We start from the raw sequence: 20,767 nt of genomic DNA on the forward strand, positions 1-20,767 counted from the left end.
TGGCCGCGTGGCTCAACCCCTGAAAGACATGATCAACACCCGATCGGTGTCGGTGCTCGCCGACGGGCTGGCCGCCGCCTGGCCGGCGTTCCCGCGGGCCCGCTTCACCGAGCGGGCCCTGACCGGCCTCGACGGCCTGGAGCTCAAGGCCCGCGTCACGCACGTCGCCGCGGCGCTGCACGACGCCCTGCCCCTGCCGTACCCGCAGGCCGCCCCGCTCGTGCGCGAGTGCGCCGCCACGCTCGACATGTGGAGCGGCTGGCCCGCCACCGAGCACACCGCCGCCCAGGGGCTCGACCACCTGGAGGCGGCGATGGAGACGCTGGCCGCGCTCACGCCGTACGCCACGGGCGAGTTCGCCGTGCGCCCCTACCTGGAGCGCTACCGCGACGACGCCATCAAGATCATGTACGGGTGGGCGGAGTCACCCGACGAGCACCTGCGCCGGCTGGCCTCCGAGGGTTCGCGCCCCCGCCTGCCCTGGGCGACCCGGGTCGGCTGGCTGATGACGCCCGGCCCGACCCTGCCCCTGCTCGACCGCCTCCGCGACGATCCCAGCGAGTACGTCCGCCGCTCTGTCGCCAACCACGTCAACGACCTGGCCAAGGACCATCCGCAGGTGGCGCTGGAGCTGCTGGCGGGCTGGCGCGCGGGCGGCGGCTCGCACGTCGAACGGGTGCTGCGCCACGCGGTCCGCGGGCTGCTCAGAGCCGGCCATCCCGAGGCCCTCGCCCTGGTGGGCGCCACGCCGGGCAGCGGCGCGGTGGACGAGCTGGCCCTCGGCTCGCCCACCGTGGCCGTGGGCGGCAAGCTGGCCTTCACGGTCACGGTGACGGCGGAAGCGGCGGGGCCCGTGCTGCTGAAGTACGCCGTGCGGCGGCCGGGCTCGCGCCGCGTGTTCCACCTCGGGCAGCGGGAGGCGGGCGGGGCCGGGGAGACGTTCACCGTACGCAAGAGCCACTCGTTCCGCCCGGTCACCACGCGCGACGAGCCGCCGGGCCCGCGCGAGCTCGACGTGATCGTCAACGGTAGGGTGGCCGCCACCGTCCCGTTCACGCTGACCGGGGCATGAGGCACCGGCCGGGAGGGGTCCTGTGACGGATGAGGCGCGCGACATCGACCTGCTCCGGATCGAGCTGGGCGTCATCTGGCGGCTGGACGAGCGCGGGCGCCTGCCGGGGCCGGAGGACATGGTGATCGGCGTGGCGGCCGGTGGCCTGACGGCGGCCGTCGCCCGCGACGTCCCCGACGACCTGGCCGAGCGCCTGCTCTCCCTGATCACCCCGGCCACCCCCGCCCCACCGGACCTCGCCACCCCGCCGTCCGTCCTGGCGGACTGCCGGGCGCTGCTGGGCGGCGAGCGCGTGACGATCTCGGGCGGCCCCAGCTACCTCGTGACCCCGCCCGTCCCCGCCCTCGTCGCGGTGGACGTGCTCAGGTCGGATTCCGCCTCGCACGTGCACCTCGTACGCTCCTTACCGCGTCCCGACTCCTGGGAGCCCGACGAGTGGGCCAAGCTCACCGGCCTCAGCGCGGGAGCCCCGTGGGCGATGGTCGCCGAGGACGGGCGGGTGGTCTCGATCTGCCACAGCGCCCGCCTCACCCCGCTGGGCGCCGAGGCCGGCACCTGGACCTCCCCGCCCTACCGTGGTCGTGGCTACGCCGCCGCGACCACCTCCGCCTGGGCCGACCAGTTGCCCGGGATCCACCTGTTCTACAGCACCAGCGCGGACAACCACTCGTCGCAGCGGGTAGCTCGGCGCCTGGCCCTCCGGCCTCTCGGCCGGCTCTGGCACCTCACCGCCTGACACGCCACCGCTCACGGTGCGGCCCGCCCGGCAACCCGCCGCCGCCCAAACCGCAGCCCCCGCCACCATCCAGCGCCGGTGCGGCGAGGCGTTGTGCGGCGGTGAACGGCGCAACACGCACGGCGCCCAGCCGACAGGCGCACGACCGGCAGGCACCCAGCCGGCGCGCCCGGCAAGCCTCGGCCGGGTTTCACCCGCGGGTGCCCGTGTGGACGACCTCCCGTTTCCAGGCCTCGGGCGGCTGGGTGTGCAGCCGCCAGTAGTGCTCGGCGATGTCGTCCGGATCGAAGGCCGTGCCCGGCGCCACCGCCCCGGCAACCGTCACGCCGGCCACGTGCACCCCCGACGCCCCGTACTCCTCGTCCAGCATCGCCACCAGCGTCCGCAGCCCCGCCTTGCCCAGGGAGAGGCTGACGTACGCGGGCTTGGGTTCGGGCATCCCGCCGGTGACGATGAACGTGCCGCCGCCGCGCCGCGCCATCGCGGGCACCACGTGCGCGGCCGTGATGAGCGCCCCCACCACGTTCACCGCCCATGCGTCGAGCTGCACCCGCGCGTTCGCCTCGGCGAGCGTGTCAGGGCGGATGATCGCGGCGTTGTACACCACGACGTCCGGCGTGCCGAGCGCTCCCGTCGCCGCGTCGAGCGCCGCGCGCAGTTCCCCCTCGTCCCCGCAGTCCGCCCGGTACGTGAGCACCCCGTCCAGCCCGAGCGAGCTACCGCTGCGCGAGACGAGCCCCACCGCCAGCCCCTCCTTGGCGAACCGGCGGGCCACCGACCGCCCGATCCCCGGCCCCGACCCGACGATCACCGCTCCAGGCATCGATCCGCTCCTTCACGTTGTTCTCGCATGCATGACGCTCGCGACGTTAAGGCGTCACATCGATGTGAAGGTCAAGGAAGCTCATGAGGATCGGTGACCTGGCCCGCGAGACCGGGGTCAGCAGGCGGCTGCTGCGCTACTACGAGGAGCAGGGCCTGCTGCGTCCGCTGCGGCTGCCGAACGGCTACCGCGAATACGGCCAAGCGGACGTGGCCGCCGTGCGCCACATCCGCACGATGCTCGCCGCCGGCCTGCCCACGGCCGTCATCGCGCGGCTGCTGGACTGCGTCCACGACGACGGCGACCGGATGGTGCCGACCGCCTGCCCCGGCATGGTCGCCAACCTCCAGCGCGAACGCCGCCGCATCGCCGAGACCATCGAACGGCTCCAGACGTCCCAGCAGGCCCTCGACACCATGCTCGCGACCGTCCAGGAGCAGCCCCGCTGACCGCCCGCTCGTCCCGAGACACGGCCGCTCAACCCGAGTCACGGCCGCTCGACACCCGCGCAACCCGAAACACGGGCGCTGGTCAGCCTCGCGCCCCGGAACACGCCGCCCATCCCGGAACACGCCCTCAGCCCAGGAGCGGCCCCGGCGGACAGCCGGGACCTGGACCGCCTCCCTCATGTGAGGGCCGGGAGGCTCAGTCGTCCGAAGGGTCGCGGAGTGCCAGGGCTTCCGCCTCGGTCAGCCCCCTGCGGGCCGCCACCCTCCGCCGGGCCCGTACCTGCGCACTCGTCCGAGGCCGGTACTCGGGCTGCCGCCCGCACCCGCAGGGCTCGAACCCCTCGTACCGCAACCCTGACTCCAGCACCGCCGCGACCGCCCGCCACCTCCGCTCGTCCGCCCGCCGCGGCGCGGCGAAGTCGTGACCGCCGTCCAGCATCGGCCTCCGGCAGCGGGCGCAGCGGTGCTCCCCGCCGTGCCAGGGCTGCTTGTGGCTGCGCCGGCACGGCAGGCAGACGTAGTGGACCTTGTAGTGGACCATCGCGTAGGTGCACATGCCCGCCAGGCTAACGGCCGCCGATCATGGCCGCAGGCCGGTTTTCGCCTCTCCGGTCGCCGGGTCGTACGGAACGGACAGGTGCTGGTGCACCATCACCCACTCGCCGCCGCGCCGCTCGAACACCCGGGTCCCGCGAGACCAGCTCTCACCCGACTCGCCCACCCGTACCAGGTCGAGCCCCCACGACACCGCAAGATCCTCCCTGACCAGCACCTTCAACTCGGGAACGGCCAGAGTGACCCGGGCGTCACCGGCCAGGTCGAGGCCCCGCGCGCACACCTCGCGCACCGCGTCCACGCCGACGTGCTGGAGGGGCGCCTCCTGCTCGTACGACACCACGTCATCAGCGATGGCGGCCATCATGCCGTCGAGGTCCCTGGCGGCGGTGCCCGCGTACCACCGCTCGTGCACCCGCCGCACCTCCGCCTCCCCCGCCGCCTGGTCGGCGATGGGGAACGAGTGGTGCTCATGCGCGACGACCCACCGCCCGCCCTCCTTCCGCAGCCCGAACGTGATCCGCAGCCGCCTGTCCGGCTCTTCGGCGGCGGGCCCGCAGCGGAGCAGGGTGTGCGCGAAGGCGACGTCGGCGCCGGCCGTGACCTCCAGCGACTCGATGTCGAACGGGACGCCCATGGCCAGCCACTCGAAGAACGGCGGCCAGGCCTTGCGGTACGCCTCGATGCCGCGCAGGTTCTCCGGCACGTCGTGCATGACGATGTCGTCGGCGTGACCGGCGACGACCGCGTCCAGGTCCCCGGCGCGCACGGCGGCGGCCCAGCTCTCGATCAGCGTGCGAACGCTCTGCTCGTCGGTGGTCATGAGGTTCTCCTCCTGAGGGTTGCTTCCGCGGTTACAACCCGCGCCACGCCGCGAACTCATCGCCGCCCGCGGAAGTCATCGCAACCAGGAGTCCTCGCCCGCAGAAGTCAGCACCCGCCGCCGAAGTCAGCTCCGGCCGCCGAACCGAGCTCGTCACCGTCCGGCAGGCCGAACGAGGCGAAGTCCGTCTCCAGGAACGACACGACCTCGGCGACCCGCGTGCCCCGTACCACGAGCAGGTCCAGCCCGGCCGGGACGTAACGGCCTCGCTCCCCGTCCCACATGTACGTCCCGAACGCCAGCTGCCCGTTCGCCCGCGCCGCCACGAACCGCCACCTCCGCCTCAGCGCCCCCTCCTCCAGGAACGCGCGGATGCCCGCGTGCCCCTGGTACCAGGCGGTCAGCGGCGGCATCGAGTACCTGGCGTCCTCGGTCAGCATGGCCACGACGGCCTCGACGTCCCCGGCCTCCCAGGCGTCCGCGTACCGCTGGGCCAGCTCGCGCCGGCCCTCCTCGCCCAGCTCGCGCAGGGTCTGCTGCTGGGTGGCGCCGGGGAGCAGGTCCCGCAGCGTGCCGCGGGCCCGTTGCAGGGCGCTGTTCACGGCCGCGACCGTCGTGCCGAGGAGGTCGGCGACCTCGCGGGCGGCGTACCCGAGCACGTCGCGCAGCAGCAGGACGGCCCGCTGGAGGGCCGGCAGGTGCTGCAGCGCCGCCACGAACGCCAGCTCCACGCTCTCGCGCGCCAGCACCCGCGCCTCGGGGTCCAGCCCGTCCGTCCAGCTCATCAGCCGGTCCGGGTACGGCTCCAGCCACGCCACCTCGCTCGCGCCGCCGGGGCCGAGGTCGGCGGGCAGCTCGCGGCGGGTCCGGCGTTCGATGAGGGTCAGGGCCCGGTTCGTCGCGATCTTGTACAGCCAGGGTCTGATCGAGCCCCTGTCCTCGTACCGTCCCAGGCTTCGCCACGCCCGGTCCAGGGTCTCCTGCACGGCGTCCTCGGCGTCGTGCAGGGAGCCCAGCATCCGGTAGCAGTGCGCCCGCAGCTCGTCCCGCAGCGGCCCCACCAGCCGCCCGAACGCCTCCTCGTCCCCGCCCCGGGCCGCCGCCACCAGCTCGCGCTCCTCCCCGCCCCGGGCCGCCGCCGGCTCGCGGTCTTCTCCGCCCCGCAACGGGGGCGGCGGCTCTCCCGCCTCGCCGTCGGGCTCCTCGATCCAGGTCCGCGCCATCCGCCGGTCCACCCCACTCGTGTCGCGTCCTGCCACGCTACCGCCGCCGGAATCTGGGACGATCGTGAGGCCATGACGGAAATGACACGCTGTGTCTCGTGCGGCGGCGGCACCGTGGCCCCCGACGGCCACTGCTGGGATTGCGGGACGGCGCAGCCGGCGTTCCGTTCCCACGTCGAGCTCACGACGGACGGTGGCGCCGCCGGGATCCGCAGGCCGGCCCCCGAGATCCGCTGACCCACGCCCGGGGCCCACTGACTCGCGCCCGGGTTCCGCTGGCGCCCGCCGGGGACCCGATGGCGCACGGGGCGCCTGCCTGCACGTACGTCGCCGGCGTCGCGGGCAGGGACGGCGTGTGGGCATGCTGGGTCGGCGACAGCCGCGCGTACTGGCTCCCCGGCGAGGGCGTCGCGACGGCCATGACGGAGGACGACACCGGCGAGCACGAGGCCCTGTCCGCCTGGCTCGGCGCCGACGCCGGCCGCCCCGAGCCGCACCTCCGCAGCTTCCGCCCCAGCACCCCGGGCCTCCTGCTGCTGTGCACGGACGGCCTGTGGCGCCACTTCCCCACCGCCACCGCCACCGCCCTGCGCGACCGCACCCACGTCGGCGCCGTGCGCGGCCGAGCCCGCACCGACGCCCTGCGAGACCGGACCCGCACCAGAGGCTTGGACGCTGCCCGCGCCCTCGTCGATCACGCCCTGGCGGCGGGCGGCCAGGACAACATCACCGCCCTGCTCCTGCCAGCCGGCCCTCGATCCCATCCAGGATGAGCCCCAGCCCGAGCAGGAACTGCCGGTCGAAGTCCCCATCCTCCACCTGGCTGAGCCGGGCGAGCTCCCCGTCCAGATGCCCGGCCACCTTGGCCCGGATCTCGGCGTCGGCGGCAGGGCTGCGAACCTTCTGCCACCAGATGTTCTCCGCCGCGACGAACCCGTTGACGTAGGACGACAGCGTCCCCACCGCGGCGGTGAGCTCGGCCCCCTCCAGCCCTTCCGCGGCCAGCGCCGAGTAGAACAGCCGGGACCGGGCCACGGCCTGGGGCCCCAGCAGCGGGCGGGTGGCGGTGAGCGCGGGCACCCAGGGGTGGCGGCGCATGACGTCCCGGCTCTGCGTGAGCTGCGCGGTCAGGAACTCGCGCCACGGCCCCGTCTCCCCGGGCGCCTCGATCTCGCCGATCACCTCGTCCAGGGCCAGGTCGAGGACGTCCTCCTTGCTCTGGACGTACTCGTACAGCGACATCGTCCCGGCACCCAGCCGCGCGGCGAGCGCCCGCATGGAGAAGCCGGCCACGCCCTCCGCGTCGAGGAGCGCGACGGCGGCCTCGACGATGCGCTCGCGTGACAGCCGGGGCCTGCGCGGCCCGGAGTCCTCACGGAACCAGATCGTCTCCGGCATGCTCCAGCCTTCCGTGCATTGTACGGAAATCCGTACGGCTAGCTTAGGCGCCCCCGACGACCCGAGGAGGACGAGATGGAGCAGTGGCACCGGGATCACGCGATGCTGGCGTTGCGGATCAACCGGCTGGCGACGGGCGGCGCGAGCGGCACCGCGCTGATCTACCGGGGACCGGCCGAGTGGGCCGCGGCGGTGGAGGCGGAGCCGCCGGCCGTGGCGGGGGCGCTGGCGGAGGAGGCGGAGCGGCTGATGGAGTGCGCGCCGACCGCCTATCTCGCCGCCCACGTACGCGCCGTCCGCGCCATGGCCCGCCACCTGGACGGCGAGCGGCCGCCGCTGGCCGAGTACGGGCGGGAGTGCCTGGGGCTGGAGCCGCGATGGGTGCCGGAGGAGGTGTTCGAGCAGGCGCACGCCGAGCTGGACGCGGCCCTGCCGGGGCACTCCGGCACGCTGGCCGACCGGCTCAGGGCGTGGCAGGAGGCGCACACGCTGCGGGACATCGGGCGGCTGCCCGGGCTGGTGGACCGGGCGGTGGCGGAGACGCGGGCGCGGACGGGCACGATCGTCCCGCTGCCGCCCGGCGAGGTGGTGGAGTGCCGGCTGGTGGAGGGCGTGGGGTTCCACGGGGCGGGTCACTACGAGGGTGATCTGAAGTCCACGATCCACATCAACCGGGCGATCCCGTTCAACGTCGCCGATCTGCTGTATCTGGTGGCGCACGAGGGGCATCCCGGGCACATCGCCGAGTCGATGCTCAAGGAGCTGCGGCTCGGGGACGGGCAGCGGGTGCGGTTCATGTTGTCGCCGTCGTTCGTGCTCAGCGAGGGGCTGGGGCTGGTGGCCGAGGAGCTGGTGTTCCCCGGGGACGAGGCGCAGGCGTGGCTGAACGCGAACGTCCTGCCCGAGCTGGGCATGCGGCCTGACGGCAGCGACTTCGCGGCCGTGCACCGGGCCAGGAACGTGTTGTGGGGCGTCTGGGGGAACGCGGCGTTCCTGGCGGACCAGGGGCGGGACGAGGCGGAGCTGGCCGCGTACCTGGGGCGGTGGTCGCTCTACGGTGACGACGAGGTGGCGGCGGCGCTCGGGCTGCTCAAGCCGTCGCCGATGAGTCCGTACATCTTCGGATATTTCCATGGATGGGAGCTGGTGCGCCGGTGGGCGACCGGCCCCGACCGGGTACGACGGCTACTGACCGAGCAGCTACTGCCCGCCGACGTGGCCGCCTGACGCGCACCGCGCCACGAGCCGCTGCCCGCCTGACGCGCGCTACCCGCCGCCGTGACTGCCTGACGCGCGCCGTGCGATGAGCTGTTCCACGCCGTCGAGCAGCAGGTCGAGGCCGAAGCGGAAGTCGTCGTCGTGGATCCAGCCCTCGGCGCCGCGGAAGGCGCCGCCGCGCACGGCGGCCGACGCGGCGGGGTAGCGCTCGGGGTCGAGCAGCTCCACCAGCAGCTCGCCGTAGTCGGCCGCGCTCTCGATCCCGGCCTCCGTGAACTCCTGGACGCCGGTGCCGGCCGCCTCGACGATCGCGGCGTCGGTCAGCGCGTACCCGGTCAGGGCGCTGGCCACGTTGATCTTCTCCCCGTCGTCGAGCCCCGTGCCGTCGAGCGCGGCCAGCGCCCGGTCCAGCCAGAGCAGCCGCCGCGGGCCGAGCGGCGGGGCGAACTTCGTGATCTGCAGCACCCAGGAGTGCTTCAGCACGAGGTCGCGCTGGAGCCTGGTCCACTCTGCGAGGTAGTCGCGCCAGGGCCGGCCCGACGGATCAGGCGGGTCGGCGGCGATGGCGTCGGACATCAGCATGAGCAGGTCGTCCTTGCTGCCGATGTACCGGTACAGCGCCGTCGCGGCCACCCCGACCTTCGTGGCCACGCTGTTCATCGACACCCCGGCCAGTCCTTCCGCGTCGGCCAGCTCGATGGCGGCGGCGGTGATCGTGACCAGGTCGAGCCGCGGCCGCGGCCCTCTGCGCGGCGCCGGCTCGCGCCCCCACAGCCGCTGCAGCATGGGGGGCAACCGGTCCTGCGCCATCGAACTCCTCCTTGACTCGCTCCTAGGATTCTGCATTATCGTGAAACTATGAATGTCATACACAGTAAGCCATTCACAGATTCCATCGTGGCCCGGGGGCTCACCAAGTCGTTCGGCGGGACCAGGGTGCTGGCCGGGATCGACCTGACCGTGCCCACCGGCTCGCTGCTGGCACTGCTCGGGCCCAACGGCTCGGGGAAGACGACGACCGTACGGATCCTGACCACGCTGCTGGCCCCGGACGGCGGCACCGCCACCGTGGCCGGGCACGACGTGACGCGCGACGGCCCACGGGTGCGCCGCGCCATCGGGCTGACCTCCCAGCAGGCCACGGTGGACGCGTTGCTGACCGGGAGAGAGAACCTGGAGCTGTTCGCCGGCCTCTACCATCTGGGCCGCCGCCAGGCCAGGCGGCGGGCGGAGGAGCTGCTCGAACGCTTCGACCTGACCGCCGCCGCCGACCGCCGGGCCGGCACGTACTCGGGCGGCATGCGCCGGCGCCTGGACCTGGCGGCCAGCATGGTGTCGGCGCCGCCGATCCTGTTCCTGGACGAGCCCACGACCGGCCTCGACCCGCGCAGCAGGGCCGAGCTGTGGTCGGTGATCCGCGAGCTGCTCGGCTCGGGCACCACCATCCTGCTGACCACCCAGTACCTGGAGGAGGCCGACCAGCTCGCCGACCGCGTCGTGGTGATCAACGACGGTCGCGTCGTCGCCGACGACTCCCCCGCCGCGCTGAAGCGCCAGGTCGGCAGGGAACGCCTGGCCCTGCGCCCGGCACGCCCGGCCGACCTGCCCCGCGCGGGCGCCGCGCTGCGGGGTGCCCACGTCGACCCCGAGGCCGGAGAGCTGACGCTGGCCCTCCACGGCCCCGACCACCTGCGTCACACGCTGGACGTTCTGCACGGCGCGGGCATCCCGGTCGAACGCGTGGAGCTGCGCACCCCCACCATGGACGACGTCTTCTTCGAGCTCACCGCGACAGGAGCCGCGGCATGAGCGCCTCCCTCACCGCACCCGGCGACCTGCGCCGCCTGGTCGTCCGCGACCTGCGCCGCGACCTGCGGGTCCTGGACGGCCTCATCGTGAACACGGCACTGCCTGTGATGATCATGGTCCTGTTCGTGTACGTGTTCGGCGGCGCGATCACGACCGGCTCCAGCGGGCTGGACTACATCGACTTCGTCGTGCCCGCCGTCCTGCTCATGTCCGGCGGGTACGGCGCCGCGCTCACCGCGGTGACGATCGCCGAGGACATGACAGGCGGCATGATCGACCGCTTCCGCACCCTGCCGATCAGCGGCTGGGTCGTGCCCGCCGGGCACGTCGTGGCCTCGGTGATCCGCAACGTGGGCTCCTCGGCCATCGCCCTGGCCGCCGCGCTGCTGCTCGGCTTCCGTCCCGACGCCTCGCTCGCCGACTGGGCGCTGGTGCTGGCCCTGGTGACCGGGTACGTGCTGGCGATGTCCGCGCTGGCGGCGGTCTGGGGGCTGCTGGTCAGCTCGTCGCAGGCGGCCGGGGCGTTCAGCTTCTTCGTGCTCTTCCTGCCGTACGTGTCGGACGGCATCGTCCCGGCCCAGACCATGCCCGGCGTGCTGCGGGACTTCGCCTACAACCAGCCGCTGACGCCGATCATCGAGACCATGCGGTCGCTGCTGCTCGGCCTGCCCATGGGGTCGTCGGGGGCTGTGGCCACCGCGTGGCTCGCGGCCACGGTGGTGGTCTGCGTGCCGGTGGCGGCGGTGCTGTTCCGCCGCAGGACGGCCTCACGCTAGCAGGAGCGTCAGCCCGCCGGTCGTGTAGCAGACCATCAGCACGAACAGCGGGATCTGGCCCGCCACCGCCCTGGCCGGCGGCAGCAGCCGGACCGAGCGGTCGTGGGCGGCCACCACGCCCGCGACGTGGCCGATCACGATGGCCAGCACCTGCACGGTGGCGATCGTGCCGGGCGCCACGGCGTTCCGGTCCACCTCGGCGTCCAGGCCCAGCGCCAGGATGATCGCGTGCCGGCCCTCGATGACCAGCAGCGAGAAGTAGTGCGCGATCAGGTAGCCGACGGCGATCGGCAGCAGCGAGTGGGCGAAGCGGCCTGACAGCCCCCTCGTGCCGCCGATCAGGCCGGCCGCCCCGAGGCACGCGGCGTACAGCGCGGCCACCCCGGCGACGGCCGCCAGCAGACCGAGCGTACCCAGGCCGGCGCGGCCGCCGAACGGGGCGGACTGCAGGGCGTTCACCCAGGCCGGGCTGGTGGACAGGCCGTCGTAGGCGGTGCTGCCGAGCAGCACGCAGACGGTGGCGACCAGGCCGGGGGCCGGGGCGATGGCGTCCAGGCCGTCGAACGGGTTGCGCAGCACGCGCCTGCCGTCCGCGCGCCGGCCCAGCGGGGACAGGTGGCCGATCAGGGTCGAGTACACCTCGAACGGGTCGCCGCGCTCCAGCCAGGCGTGGCCGTAGGCGAGGGTGCCGGTGAGCTGGGCGGCGGCGTACAGGGTGAGGAAGATCAGCAGGGTGGGGGGTGCGGCGGGCTCGGGGGCGACCAGCTCCATCCAGGTGAACGCGAGCAGCCCCGCCGCCGCGGGCCGGTAGCCGAGCCCGGACGGGTACGGGCGGCGCGGGCGGTCCGGCAGCAGCCGGAACGGGTTCAGCACCCGCCACACCGGGCCGAGCAGCAGCGACGCGGGCACCAGGCCGACCCAGAAGAGCACGTACACCAGGTACGGGCCCGCGTTCTCCACCTCCGGGCCGAGGACCAGCCAGCCGAGGGTGTAGGCGGCGGCCAGCAGCGTCAGGACGCGCGCGGCCAGGCGCACCCGGGCCGGACGGGCCAGACGGCGAGACTCCGGAGGGGCGGCGGGATCGCCAGGCGGGGCCGGTCCGGCGTGGCGCCGAGCCAGGCCGGGGAGGCGTAGCGTGATCGGGCGGCCGGCCAGGTCGCCGCGGAAGCGGGAATCGGCCCAGAGCAGGCCGAGCGCCAGGAACGAGACGACGAGCGCGGCGAACGCGCCCGCGTAGGCGTAGAAGATCGGGATCGGCAGATCGGCCCGCTCCCCGACACCGTGCGCGAGCACGCCCGCCGCGACCATGCCTGCCGCGACCATGCCCGCCGCGACCATGCCCGTCACCGGACCGCGAGCTGGGTCAGGACCAGCTTGCTGCCATGGGTCTCCACCTGGAACACCCCGGTCAGGTCCGCCGTGAACCGGACGGTCGCGGGCACCCCGGGCCGCAGCTCGGCCGCGAGGTCGTAGCCGTGCACGTGCACCTCGTCGGCCACGTCGCTGGTGACGGTGATGCTGACCTGCCGCCCCTTGGCCACCTCCAGCCACCCGGGAGGCGGGTGGACCCGGCCGCCCGCGATCGTGATCTCGGCGTCCGCCCGCCCGCTCGGCGCCCCGGTCGCCACCTCGTGGCTGTTGCCGGGATCGCGGTGCGTCCGCGACAACGGCCCGCACCCCGCGGCTCCCGCGGCGAGCGCCACCATCAGCACGACACGGCACCCGCGCGCGAAGGCGAGCCTCGCGACACGGCACCCACGCGAGTAGGCGAGCCTCACGTGGGCACCTCGGCCTCGGCGGGCCGCTCGGCCGCCGCGCGGGCCCGCCGGGGCGCCAGCACGACGACCGCGCACAACACCCAGAACCCGGTGACCAGCCCCCGCACCCACCCCGGCCCCAGCGGGATGACCGGAATCAGGTACACGAGCCGGTCGAAGGCGTCCGCGCAGGCCAGCACACCCACCACGATCGTGAACCAGCCGAACACCGGCCGCCCCGCCCGCAGCGCCGACCCCAGGCACAACCACCACGCCCCCATGAGCAGCAACGCCGCCCCGGCCTGCGCCGAGCTGCCGAGTGCCGCGGCCACGACGTCGAGCACCAGCCCGAGCCCGCCCGCCACGGTCCCCGCCACCACCAGCCGATACCCGCGCCGGCTGATCGCCCCCGGACCGGGCGTGACCCCGCGCCGGCTGATCACCGCCGGACCGGGCGTGGCCTTGCGCCGGCTGATCGCCTGCCGCGACCGCCACCAGAACAGCCCCGCCAGCAGCCCCAGCACCACCGAGCCGCCCAGCGCGAGCTGCGCCTCCACCTTGCCCAGCCCCGACGCCCCGAACCAGTCGCACCCGGCGGGCAGCCGCGCCTCGGCGGCGCTGAAGTCCGCGCACAGATACAGCTTGACGAGCTTGACCGGCTCGGCCAGCAGCCGCCGCGTCCCGCCCGTCAGCTCGGGCGCCGCCGCCGCGCACACGGGCAGCACCGTGGGCGAGGACGCGCCCGCGTCCCCCTGCCAGCAGTTGCCGGTGCCCTGGCCGTCCCACCAGACGTCCAGCCCGTTCGGCCGCCGCTCCCCCGTCGGGCTGACGCCGAACACGTTGCCCTCGTACCGGTTGAAGTCGGACGTGTCGGCCTGCTTGGCGAGGTCGTTCTCGCCCCTGATGAACGCGGGCACGCCGAAGAGCTGGAAGCCCGCCCGCTTGTGTCCCCAGACCTGGTTGTTCTTGAAGACGTTGTAGTTGCCGCCCGCCACGATCACGCCGGTGCCCGGTGGCACCCCCACCTGCGAGCACACCACGCCCCGCTCGTAGCCGCGTTCGGCGGGCGGCTTGGCGCAGGTGCCGTCGCGGGTGTGGTGGTAGTAGTCGCGGTTGTTGTCGTAGATCTTGTTGTTCTCGAACTTCGCGTGGTTCTGCGGCAGGCCGGGGTGGGAGGGCCAGAGGCTGTCCATCGTGGCGCCGACCATGTTGTCGTAGAACTCGTTGTCGTGCACCCAGAGGGAGTCGCCCGCGGTGCCCGAGTAGCCGAGCGCGTTGTCGTGGCTCTTGCAGCGGCGGATCTCGATGGCGTAGCGGGGGACGTCGTGGCCGCGGCCCTCGTTCAGGTTGGAGGCGCTGCCCGGGTAGAGGCCGCCGTCGCCGTTGCCGTACGACTCGCAGTCGGTGTAGAGGCCGTGGTCGCTGGCGAAGGTGAGGAAGCCGTACTCGTCGTTCCAGCGGGTCAGGACGCGGTCGATGACGAAGCCGTCGGTCTCCAGCACGTACAGGGAGTTGAACGTGGTGCGCTGCGCGGTGAGGTTCCTGAAGTAGACGCCGTCGGCCCGGTCCGCGCGGACGGCGTTCAGCTTGCGGTACTCGGCGTCGATGACGACGTCCAGCGGGCCGGCGCCGGTGCCCTCGATCTGGAGGTCCTGCTTGCCGAGGATGGCGACGAGGTTCTGGTTGTGCGGGCACTGGACCTGCTGCTCGTAGCTGAGGATCTGGTAGCCCCAGTCCGACCAGCGGGCGGGCAGGCGGGCGCAGGCGCCGGTGGGGGCGGGGCGGCTGGGCTCCTCGCGGTAGAGGCCGGGCAGGATGGCGATGGTCATTCCGGGGCGGTTCACCCGGTCCACGGCCTCCTGGAGATGCCGCACCCCGTTTTCCTGACATTTCGCGAATAAGTCGACGTTGCGGGTTTTAAGGTCGGCCGGAAAATTCGCGATTCGGCGTTCGAAATCGGCTTTGTCGGTTTTGCAGACGAGCAGATCGGGTTCGCCCTGCCGCAGGACCGGCACAGAGCCCGTACCGTCGGGGAACGAGACCGGGCGTTCCTCGTGGGCCAGGGCCGCGCCGCCGCCGGCCACCAGCAGGCCCGACGCGAGTGCGACGATGGACGCGAGCTTTCGCAGGAGGCCCATGGCCGCGAGACTAGAACAAGGCTCACGTTCTGCCTAGGCGGAAGATCCGGAAAAAATGGCGCCCCGCGAAGTCGGCCATCCGTGCAACTCCGTGGGGCGAACCAGAACGCTAGCCCGCCCGCCTACATTTCTTCTCAAGACCTCATGGAGCCATGCCGGCCAGGGCCGCGTCGACGACGCGCTCGGCCAGATCGAGCGAGAGGTCGCCGGCCGGGCCCCACTTGGTGTGCCACAACATGGTGCCGGAGATCATGGCCTGGGCCATGTCCACGTCGAGGCCGGCCCGGAGCTCGCCGGTGGCGATGCCGCGCTCGATCACCTGCCGCATCGCCGCCCTGCGCGGCTCCACGGCCCGCTGGAGGAAGCGCTCGAACAGTTGCGGGTAGCGGTCGGCCTCGCTCATCGCGATGTTCATCACGCAACGGCTGCGGGCCTGGCCGTGCTCCCTGCGCATGGCGTCGACCAGGGCGATCAGGTCGTCGCGCACCGACGTGCCGGACAGCGGCGGCAGCGGCGCCTTGAGCGTGGAGAGCGCGTCGACGACCAGGTCCTCCTTGTTGGACCAGCGGCGGTAGATCGTCGTCTTGCCGACGCCCGCCCGCGAGGCGATCGCCTCGATGGTCAGCTCGGACACGCCCATGCCCTCGCCGATCAGGTCGAGGGTCGCCTCGACGATCGCCTTCTCGGCCTTCTCGCTGCGCGGACGGCCCGCGGGGCGGGCGGTTCCGGATTCCTGGATCGACATCGCGGCCTCACCATACCTCGCCGGCGCGCTCGCGCCGGTCTTCAGGGCGCCCGGCCGCACACGCGCCGCCGCCCGCTGCTCGCTCCATCGGCCGGCCCGCCTCTCATCCGCGGGAGGACGTCAGCACCGGCTCGGACTGCTCCGCGTGCTTGGCGGAGCGGGGCTTGCCGGGCATCCACCGGGCCACCACCGCGATGCCGAGCAGCCCGATCACCGCCGACACCAGCGCCGTGACGTGCATGCCGTCCACGAACGCGGTGAACGCCGGCTGCACCAGCGCCCGCCCCTGGGCGCCGAGCTCCTGCACCACGGACATGGTCGCCATGATCGACTCACCGGCCGCGTGCCGCACGCCCTCGGGCAGGGCGGACAGCGCGGGCTCCATCTGGCCGCGGTAGCTGGACGACAGCACCGAGCCGAGCACGGCCACGCCGAGCGCGCCGGACACCTGGCGGACGGTGTTGCTCATGGCCGAGCCGACACCGGCCTTCTCCCTGGGCAGCGACTCCATGATGGCCGTGGTCGCGGGCGGCATGATGTTCGCCATCGCGGCACCTTGGACGAAGAAGATGACCTCGATGAGCAGGATCGGCGTGTTCTGGTCCATGAGCGCGTAGCTGCCGAGGGCCAGCGTGACCACGACCATGCTGACGCTGGCCGACAGCTTGGCGCCGAACCGTTCGTTGATGCGCTGGCTGAGCGGCGCGAAGATGAGCTGCGCGGCGGCGAACGGGATCATCAGCGCGCCCGCCTGGATCGGCGTGAACCCCAGCACGATCTGCAGGTAGAACGTGAGGAAGAACATCCCGCCCATCATCGCGAAGAAGACGATGCCCATCATGCCGATGGCCGAGCTGAAGCGCACGTTGCCGAAGCTGCGCACATCGAACACCGGGTGGTCGATGCGCCGCTCCCACCACACGAACAGGCCCAGCACCGCCACCCCGGCCAGCGTCGGGATCAGCACCTCCGCGCTCGCCACGGTGCCCAGCTCGCCGCCGCGGATGATGCCGTAGACCAGGGCCACCAGGCCGATGATGGACAGCACCACGCCGACCGGGTCCAGCTTGGACGGCTTCGGGTCACGCGACTCGGGCACGACGGCCGCGATGAGGATCATGCTGATGATCACGATCGGCACGTTGATCAGGAAGACCGAGCCCCACCAGAAGTGCTCGATCAGCAGGCCGCCCGTGATGGGGCCGATCGCCACCGCGAGGCCCACGCCACCGGCCCACACGCCGATCGCCTTGCCCCGCTCGGCCGGCGGGAACACGTTGGAGATGATCGCCAGCGTGGCCGGCATGATGGCCGCGCCGCCGATGCCCATCGCCGCCCTGGCCAGGATCAGTTGCATCGGGTCCTGTGAGTAGGCGCTGGCCAGCGAGGCCAGGCCGAACAGCAACATGCCGATGAACAACATCCGCTTGCGTCCCGTCCGGTCGCCGATCACGCCGAACGTGAACAACAGGCCGGCGAACACGAGCGTGTAGGAGTTGATCGCCCACTCCAGCTCGCTCTGGGTGGCGCCCAAGCCGACCGTCTCGTCGGCGATGGTCTTCATCGCCACGTTCAGGATCGTGTTGTCGAGCACCACGGCCAGCAGGCTGAACACCAGCACGCCGAGGATCCCCCAGCGGCGTGGGTGCCCTGTGTTCGGGTCCATGGAAACATCCTTAATTTCGATACGTCTGAGTTTCGCAACGTCACCGTATCGCAAGGTATTCCGATACGCAACGGTCCCGTTTCGTAAACCTGAGGTAAACAGGCGAGGACGCGGTGGGGCCCGGGAGCAGCCCCCGCGCGCCCCCGGACCCCGTTCACCCGTCCGTCACGACGCCTCCGTCATGACGGGCTGTGTCAGGACGACGCGGCGGTGGCAGGCTCGGCCTGCTCGGTGGCCCCCTTCTCCAGCAGCGTCCCCGAACCACCGCCGGGCGGGCGGCGCCGCCAGAACGGCAGGGCGACCACCACCATGGCCACCCCGACCACCCCGGCCAGCACGAACGCCCACTCCGGCCCCGCCCCGTCGATGACGGCGCCCGCGATGGGCGCCGAGGCGGCCCCGCCGATCAGCAGGGCCGTGCCGTGGAAGCCCATCGCCTCGCCCCGCGCCGCGCTGGGCACCCACCGGCTGAGCGCGTCGACCGTGGACGACAGCGCCGGCGCGCACAGCAGCCCGGCAGGCAGCAGCGCCAGCACCAGCCAGTGCCAGCCGCCCTCCACCAGCCCCACCGGGATGGTCAGCACGCCCATGCCCGCGATCAGGGCCAGCGGCGAGAAGCCCCGCGACAGCCCGCCGTACACGAACCCGCCGACCAGCGAGAACACGCACCAGATGGCCACCGCCAGCCCCACCCACGCGGTCTGCTTCGCCTCGGTCATGGTGGCGACCAGGGAGAGCTCGGTCGCGGTGAGCACGAACGTGGCCGCCGCGGCCGTGCCGAGCAGCGCCACGAACGCCGGCGTGAGCCACTGCCGCCTGGGCACCTTCACGGCCTCCGCCTCCAGCTCGGCGACCGAGCGGACCGGCGGGTTGAGCAGGATCAGCCCCAGCCCCGCCGCCGTCAGGCCGGCCCCGATGGCCGTCAGCGTCACGCCGCTGCCGAGCGTCGTGATGCCCGCCACCGCGAGCGCGGGCCCTACCATGTACGAGATCTCGACCAGCATCGAGTCGAGCGCGAACCCGCTGCGCCGCTGCTCGACCGGCACCATGGCCGCCAGGCACTGCCTGGTCACGCTGAACACCGGCAGCGCCAGCAGCCCCGCCACCGCCGCTGCCACGAGCAGGACGGGGAACGGCAGCGCCCAGGCGCTCGCCCAGAACGCCGCCTGCGCCACGGTGGTGACGGTGAGCACCGGACGCAGCCCGTGCCTGTCGACGAACCTGCCCGCCAGCGGCGAGCCGATGGCCATGCCGATCGTGCTGGCCATGGAGACCAGCCCGGCCGGGCCGTACTCGAGCCCCATCACCTCGGCCACGTGCAGGGTCAGCGCCATGCCCACGGCCGTGGCGGGCACGCGGGCCAGCAGCCCCACCAGGAGCAGCGTGGGGACGCCCGGGATTCTGAGCAGGCGCCGGTAAGGGTCGAGAGCCATGGTGTTCATTACCTCCGACGTCGATTGTGGCAAGAGGCACCGACAGTTTTGCCACTGGTTTTCCGCGTATGAGAGCGCGTGACATCATCGGAGTGAGTCCGGGGACGCCACTGGGGCGCCTCGAGACGTTGTCCTGGAGGGTTCGCACATGTCCTCTTCAACCACGTTGTACGGCGGCGTGTCCGGGCGCCGCGTCACCGTCCGCGACCTCACCGCCGCCAAGGAGCGCGGAGAGCGGTGGCCGATGGTCACCGCCTACGACGCGATGACGGCGCGGGTGTTCGACGCGGCGGGCATCCCGGTCCTGCTCGTGGGCGACTCGGCGGCCATGGTCGTCTACGGCTACGACTCCACGCTGCCGGTCACGGTCGACGACCTCCTGCCGCTCACGGCCGCCGTCGTGCGCGGCTCCCAGCGCGCTCTGGTGGTCGCCGACCTGCCGTTCGGCTCGTACCAGTCCTCGCCCCAGCAGGCGCTGGAGTCGGCGGCGAGGTTCATGAAGGAGGCCGGGGCGCACGCGGTCAAGCTGGAGGGCGGGCGGCGGGTCCTGCCGCAGGTCGAGGCGCTGGTCTCGGCCGGGGTGCCGGTCATGGCGCACCTCGGGCTGACCCCGCAGTCGGTCAACGTCATGGGCGGTTACCGCGTACAGGGGCGGGGGCAGTCGGGCGACGAGCTCATGTCGGACGCCAAGGACCTGGAGCGGGCCGGGGCGTTCTCAGTGGTGCTGGAGTGCGTGCCGGCCGATCTGGCGCAGCGGGTGACGACGTCGCTGGCGATCCCGACCATCGGCATCGGGGCGGGAGCCGCGACGGACGCCCAGGTCCTGGTGTGGCAGGACCTCATGGGGCTCACGCCGCGGCCGGCCAGGTTCGTCAAGCGGTATGCCGACCTCGCCGGCGAGATGGACCGCGCCGCCCGCGCCTTCGCCGACGACGTGGTGTCCGGGGCGTTCCCGGCGGCGGAGCACACCTACAGCTGACCACGCGCCCGGCAGCCGTCCGAGCATGGCCCGGTGACTCGCGTGGCCGTCCGCGCCAGGCGGGTACCCGCCTGGCCGGGTGGCTGTCCGCGCGGGCCTGTCAGGTGCCCGGTGGCCGGCCGTTCCGTCGGGGCGGCCACCGGGGTTCGGCGTGGTCGTGCGGGTGGCGGGTCAGGCGGTGGTGAGTGTGGCGGGGTCGGTGTTCGAGCCGCACACCACCACGGCGACCCGCTCGCCCGGAGCCGGCCGGTAGACGCCCGACAGCAACGCCGCGTAGGCGGCCGCGCCCGCGTGCTCGGCCGCCACCCGGTGCCGCTCCCAGAGCGTACGCCGCGCCGACACGATCGCCTCGTCCGTCACCAGCACGCTCTCCACCCGGGGCCCGGACAGCACCTCGAACGCCAGCCCGCCGAGCTTGCTGGCCCCGAGCGCGTCGGCCGCCACGCCGCCGACCTCGACCTGCACAGGCTCGCCCGCCCGGAGCGCCGCGTGCAGGGTCGGGATCCGCTCGGGCTCGACACACACGATCCTCGGCCCACCCGCCCCGGAACCGGCCGAGGACCCGGCGGCATCCGCCGGACCGGCACCGGCCGCGGCCGCGGCGGCGGCTGTGCCGAGCGTGATGCCGGCCGCGAAGCCGCCCCCGCCGACGGCCACCAGCACCGTGTCCACCCCGCCGGTCTGCTCGACGAGCTCCAGCCCCGTGGTCCCCTGCCCGGCCACCACCTCGGCCTGCTCGTACGCGTGCACCGCCAGCGCCCCGGTCTCCACGGCCCGCTTGGCGGCGGCATCGGCGGCGTCGGAGTAGAAGGCCCCGGTCTGCGTGATGTGCGCGCCCAGCGCCCGCAGCCCCGCCACCTTGACCGGGCTGGTCACCTCGGGCACGAAGATCTCCGCCCGCACGCCCAGGGCCCGCGCGGCGAACGCCACCGCCAACCCGTGGTTGCCCCCGCTGGCGGCGATCACGCCGCTCCCGGGCAGCTCACCGGCGGACAGCATGCGGTTGAACGCCCCGCGTACCTTGAAGGACCCCGTGTGCTGCAGCAGCTCCAGCTTCAGCCACAACCCGGGAGAGACCTCGATCACGGGCGTGCGGAGCACGTGCCCGGCGATCCGCCGAGCGGCCGCCGGAACGTGCTCATGGTTAACAGTCGTCACGGTCTTCAA

The 20,767-nt window shown here is 73.2% G+C and carries 22 protein-coding genes; 9 read left to right on the forward strand and 13 right to left on the reverse strand.

Annotated elements, in window-relative coordinates; genetic code table 11:
- The first annotated feature begins 28 nt into the window (after positions 1–28).
- Complete coding sequence (locus HD593_RS39120; RefSeq protein WP_185107069.1) at positions 29–1,072, forward strand: DNA alkylation repair protein; 1,044 nt, start codon at positions 29–31, stop codon at positions 1,070–1,072.
- A gap of 22 nt (positions 1,073–1,094) precedes the next feature.
- Positions 1,095–1,808, forward strand: a complete 714-nt coding sequence (locus HD593_RS63750) for a GNAT family N-acetyltransferase (RefSeq protein ID WP_185107071.1) — start codon at positions 1,095–1,097, stop codon at positions 1,806–1,808.
- Positions 1,809–1,998: 190 nt separating this feature from the next.
- Here HD593_RS63750 and HD593_RS39130 read toward each other — a convergent pair whose 3' ends face one another.
- Positions 1,999–2,631 carry an SDR family NAD(P)-dependent oxidoreductase gene (locus tag HD593_RS39130; protein WP_185107073.1) on the reverse strand — a complete coding sequence of 211 codons (633 nt, stop codon included), beginning with the start codon at positions 2,629–2,631 and terminating at the stop codon, positions 1,999–2,001.
- An 83-nt stretch (positions 2,632–2,714) separates the two neighbouring features.
- Between HD593_RS39130 and HD593_RS39135 the strand changes: the two genes are divergently transcribed.
- Positions 2,715–3,080 carry a MerR family transcriptional regulator gene (locus HD593_RS39135; RefSeq protein ID WP_185107074.1) on the forward strand — a complete coding sequence of 122 codons (366 nt, stop codon included), beginning with the start codon at positions 2,715–2,717 and terminating at the stop codon, positions 3,078–3,080.
- A gap of 196 nt (positions 3,081–3,276) precedes the next feature.
- Here HD593_RS39135 and HD593_RS39140 read toward each other — a convergent pair whose 3' ends face one another.
- From HD593_RS39140 to HD593_RS39150, 3 genes are all read right to left on the reverse strand, one after another.
- On the reverse strand, positions 3,277–3,636 hold the full coding sequence (locus tag HD593_RS39140) for a hypothetical protein (protein ID WP_221525198.1): 360 nt from the start codon (positions 3,634–3,636) through the stop codon (positions 3,277–3,279).
- 24 nt (positions 3,637–3,660) lie between these two features.
- A complete protein-coding gene (locus tag HD593_RS39145) occupies positions 3,661–4,458 on the reverse strand; it encodes a YybH family protein (protein WP_185107076.1) in 798 nt (265 codons plus the stop codon).
- 107 nt (positions 4,459–4,565) lie between these two features.
- A complete protein-coding gene (locus HD593_RS39150) occupies positions 4,566–5,681 on the reverse strand; it encodes a sigma-70 family RNA polymerase sigma factor (RefSeq protein WP_185107078.1) in 1,116 nt (371 codons plus the stop codon).
- Positions 5,682–5,753: 72 nt separating this feature from the next.
- On the opposite strand from HD593_RS39150, the gene HD593_RS39155 reads away from it, so the two are divergent.
- Both HD593_RS39155 and HD593_RS39160 read left to right on the forward strand, forming a co-directional pair.
- A complete protein-coding gene (locus tag HD593_RS39155; protein ID WP_185107080.1) occupies positions 5,754–5,918 on the forward strand; it encodes a hypothetical protein in 165 nt (54 codons plus the stop codon).
- Positions 5,919–5,977: 59 nt separating this feature from the next.
- Entirely contained in the window at positions 5,978–6,454 is a 477-nt protein-coding gene (locus HD593_RS39160; RefSeq protein ID WP_185107082.1) for a PP2C family protein-serine/threonine phosphatase, read from the forward strand.
- Here the strand turns inward: HD593_RS39160 and HD593_RS39165 are convergent.
- Positions 6,408–7,079 (reverse strand): TetR/AcrR family transcriptional regulator, encoded by a 672-nt coding sequence (locus tag HD593_RS39165; protein WP_185107084.1) that lies wholly within the window; start codon positions 7,077–7,079, stop codon positions 6,408–6,410. The two genes, HD593_RS39160 and HD593_RS39165, sit on opposite strands and share 47 nt — an antisense overlap.
- Before the next feature lie 75 nt (positions 7,080–7,154).
- Here HD593_RS39165 and HD593_RS39170 point away from each other — a divergent pair, with 75 nt between their 5' ends.
- Positions 7,155–8,306 (forward strand): hypothetical protein, encoded by a 1,152-nt coding sequence (locus HD593_RS39170; protein WP_185107086.1) that lies wholly within the window; start codon positions 7,155–7,157, stop codon positions 8,304–8,306.
- Between the two features lie 39 nt (positions 8,307–8,345).
- Here the strand turns inward: HD593_RS39170 and HD593_RS39175 are convergent, their stop codons facing one another.
- Positions 8,346–9,107, reverse strand: a complete 762-nt coding sequence (locus HD593_RS39175; RefSeq protein ID WP_185107087.1) for a TetR/AcrR family transcriptional regulator — start codon at positions 9,105–9,107, stop codon at positions 8,346–8,348.
- Between the two features lie 48 nt (positions 9,108–9,155).
- Here HD593_RS39175 and HD593_RS39180 point away from each other — a divergent pair, with 48 nt between their 5' ends.
- Both HD593_RS39180 and HD593_RS39185 read left to right on the forward strand, forming a co-directional pair.
- The gene (locus HD593_RS39180; protein ID WP_185107089.1) at positions 9,156–10,106 is read left to right on the forward strand and encodes an ATP-binding cassette domain-containing protein; all 951 of its coding nucleotides are present in this window, start codon (positions 9,156–9,158) and stop codon (positions 10,104–10,106) included.
- Positions 10,103–10,882, forward strand: a complete 780-nt coding sequence (locus tag HD593_RS39185; RefSeq protein ID WP_185107091.1) for an ABC transporter permease — start codon at positions 10,103–10,105, stop codon at positions 10,880–10,882. Before HD593_RS39180 ends, HD593_RS39185 begins: the two co-directional genes overlap by 4 nt.
- Here the strand turns inward: HD593_RS39185 and HD593_RS39190 are convergent.
- The 6 genes from HD593_RS39190 to HD593_RS39215 form a co-directional block, all read right to left on the reverse strand.
- Positions 10,874–12,220 (reverse strand): hypothetical protein, encoded by a 1,347-nt coding sequence (locus HD593_RS39190; RefSeq protein WP_246549238.1) that lies wholly within the window; start codon positions 12,218–12,220, stop codon positions 10,874–10,876. The two genes, HD593_RS39185 and HD593_RS39190, sit on opposite strands and share 9 nt — an antisense overlap.
- A gap of 5 nt (positions 12,221–12,225) precedes the next feature.
- On the reverse strand, positions 12,226–12,594 hold the full coding sequence (locus tag HD593_RS39195; protein ID WP_221525199.1) for a cupredoxin domain-containing protein: 369 nt from the start codon (positions 12,592–12,594) through the stop codon (positions 12,226–12,228).
- Between the two features lie 62 nt (positions 12,595–12,656).
- A complete protein-coding gene (locus tag HD593_RS39200) occupies positions 12,657–14,513 on the reverse strand; it encodes a right-handed parallel beta-helix repeat-containing protein (protein ID WP_312904028.1) in 1,857 nt (618 codons plus the stop codon).
- Between the two features lie 406 nt (positions 14,514–14,919).
- Positions 14,920–15,522 (reverse strand): TetR/AcrR family transcriptional regulator, encoded by a 603-nt coding sequence (locus HD593_RS39205; protein ID WP_185107095.1) that lies wholly within the window; start codon positions 15,520–15,522, stop codon positions 14,920–14,922.
- Between the two features lie 103 nt (positions 15,523–15,625).
- Positions 15,626–17,188 carry an MFS transporter gene (locus HD593_RS39210; RefSeq protein WP_185107097.1) on the reverse strand — a complete coding sequence of 521 codons (1,563 nt, stop codon included), beginning with the start codon at positions 17,186–17,188 and terminating at the stop codon, positions 15,626–15,628.
- A gap of 194 nt (positions 17,189–17,382) precedes the next feature.
- Positions 17,383–18,621 (reverse strand): MFS transporter, encoded by a 1,239-nt coding sequence (locus HD593_RS39215; protein WP_185107099.1) that lies wholly within the window; start codon positions 18,619–18,621, stop codon positions 17,383–17,385.
- A 148-nt stretch (positions 18,622–18,769) separates the two neighbouring features.
- On the opposite strand from HD593_RS39215, the gene panB reads away from it, so the two are divergent.
- Positions 18,770–19,600: a 3-methyl-2-oxobutanoate hydroxymethyltransferase gene (gene panB / locus HD593_RS39220; RefSeq protein ID WP_185107101.1), complete on the forward strand. Its 831-nt coding sequence runs from the start codon at positions 18,770–18,772 to the stop codon at positions 19,598–19,600.
- Positions 19,601–19,771: 171 nt separating this feature from the next.
- Here panB and HD593_RS39225 read toward each other — a convergent pair whose 3' ends face one another.
- Positions 19,772–20,758, reverse strand: coding sequence for a threonine/serine dehydratase (locus HD593_RS39225; RefSeq protein ID WP_185107103.1), 987 nt, complete (start codon positions 20,756–20,758; stop codon positions 19,772–19,774).
- Between the last annotated feature and the right edge of the window lie 9 nt (positions 20,759–20,767).

The organism is Nonomuraea rubra, assembly GCF_014207985.1.
GTDB lineage: Bacteria > Actinomycetota > Actinomycetes > Streptosporangiales > Streptosporangiaceae > Nonomuraea > Nonomuraea rubra.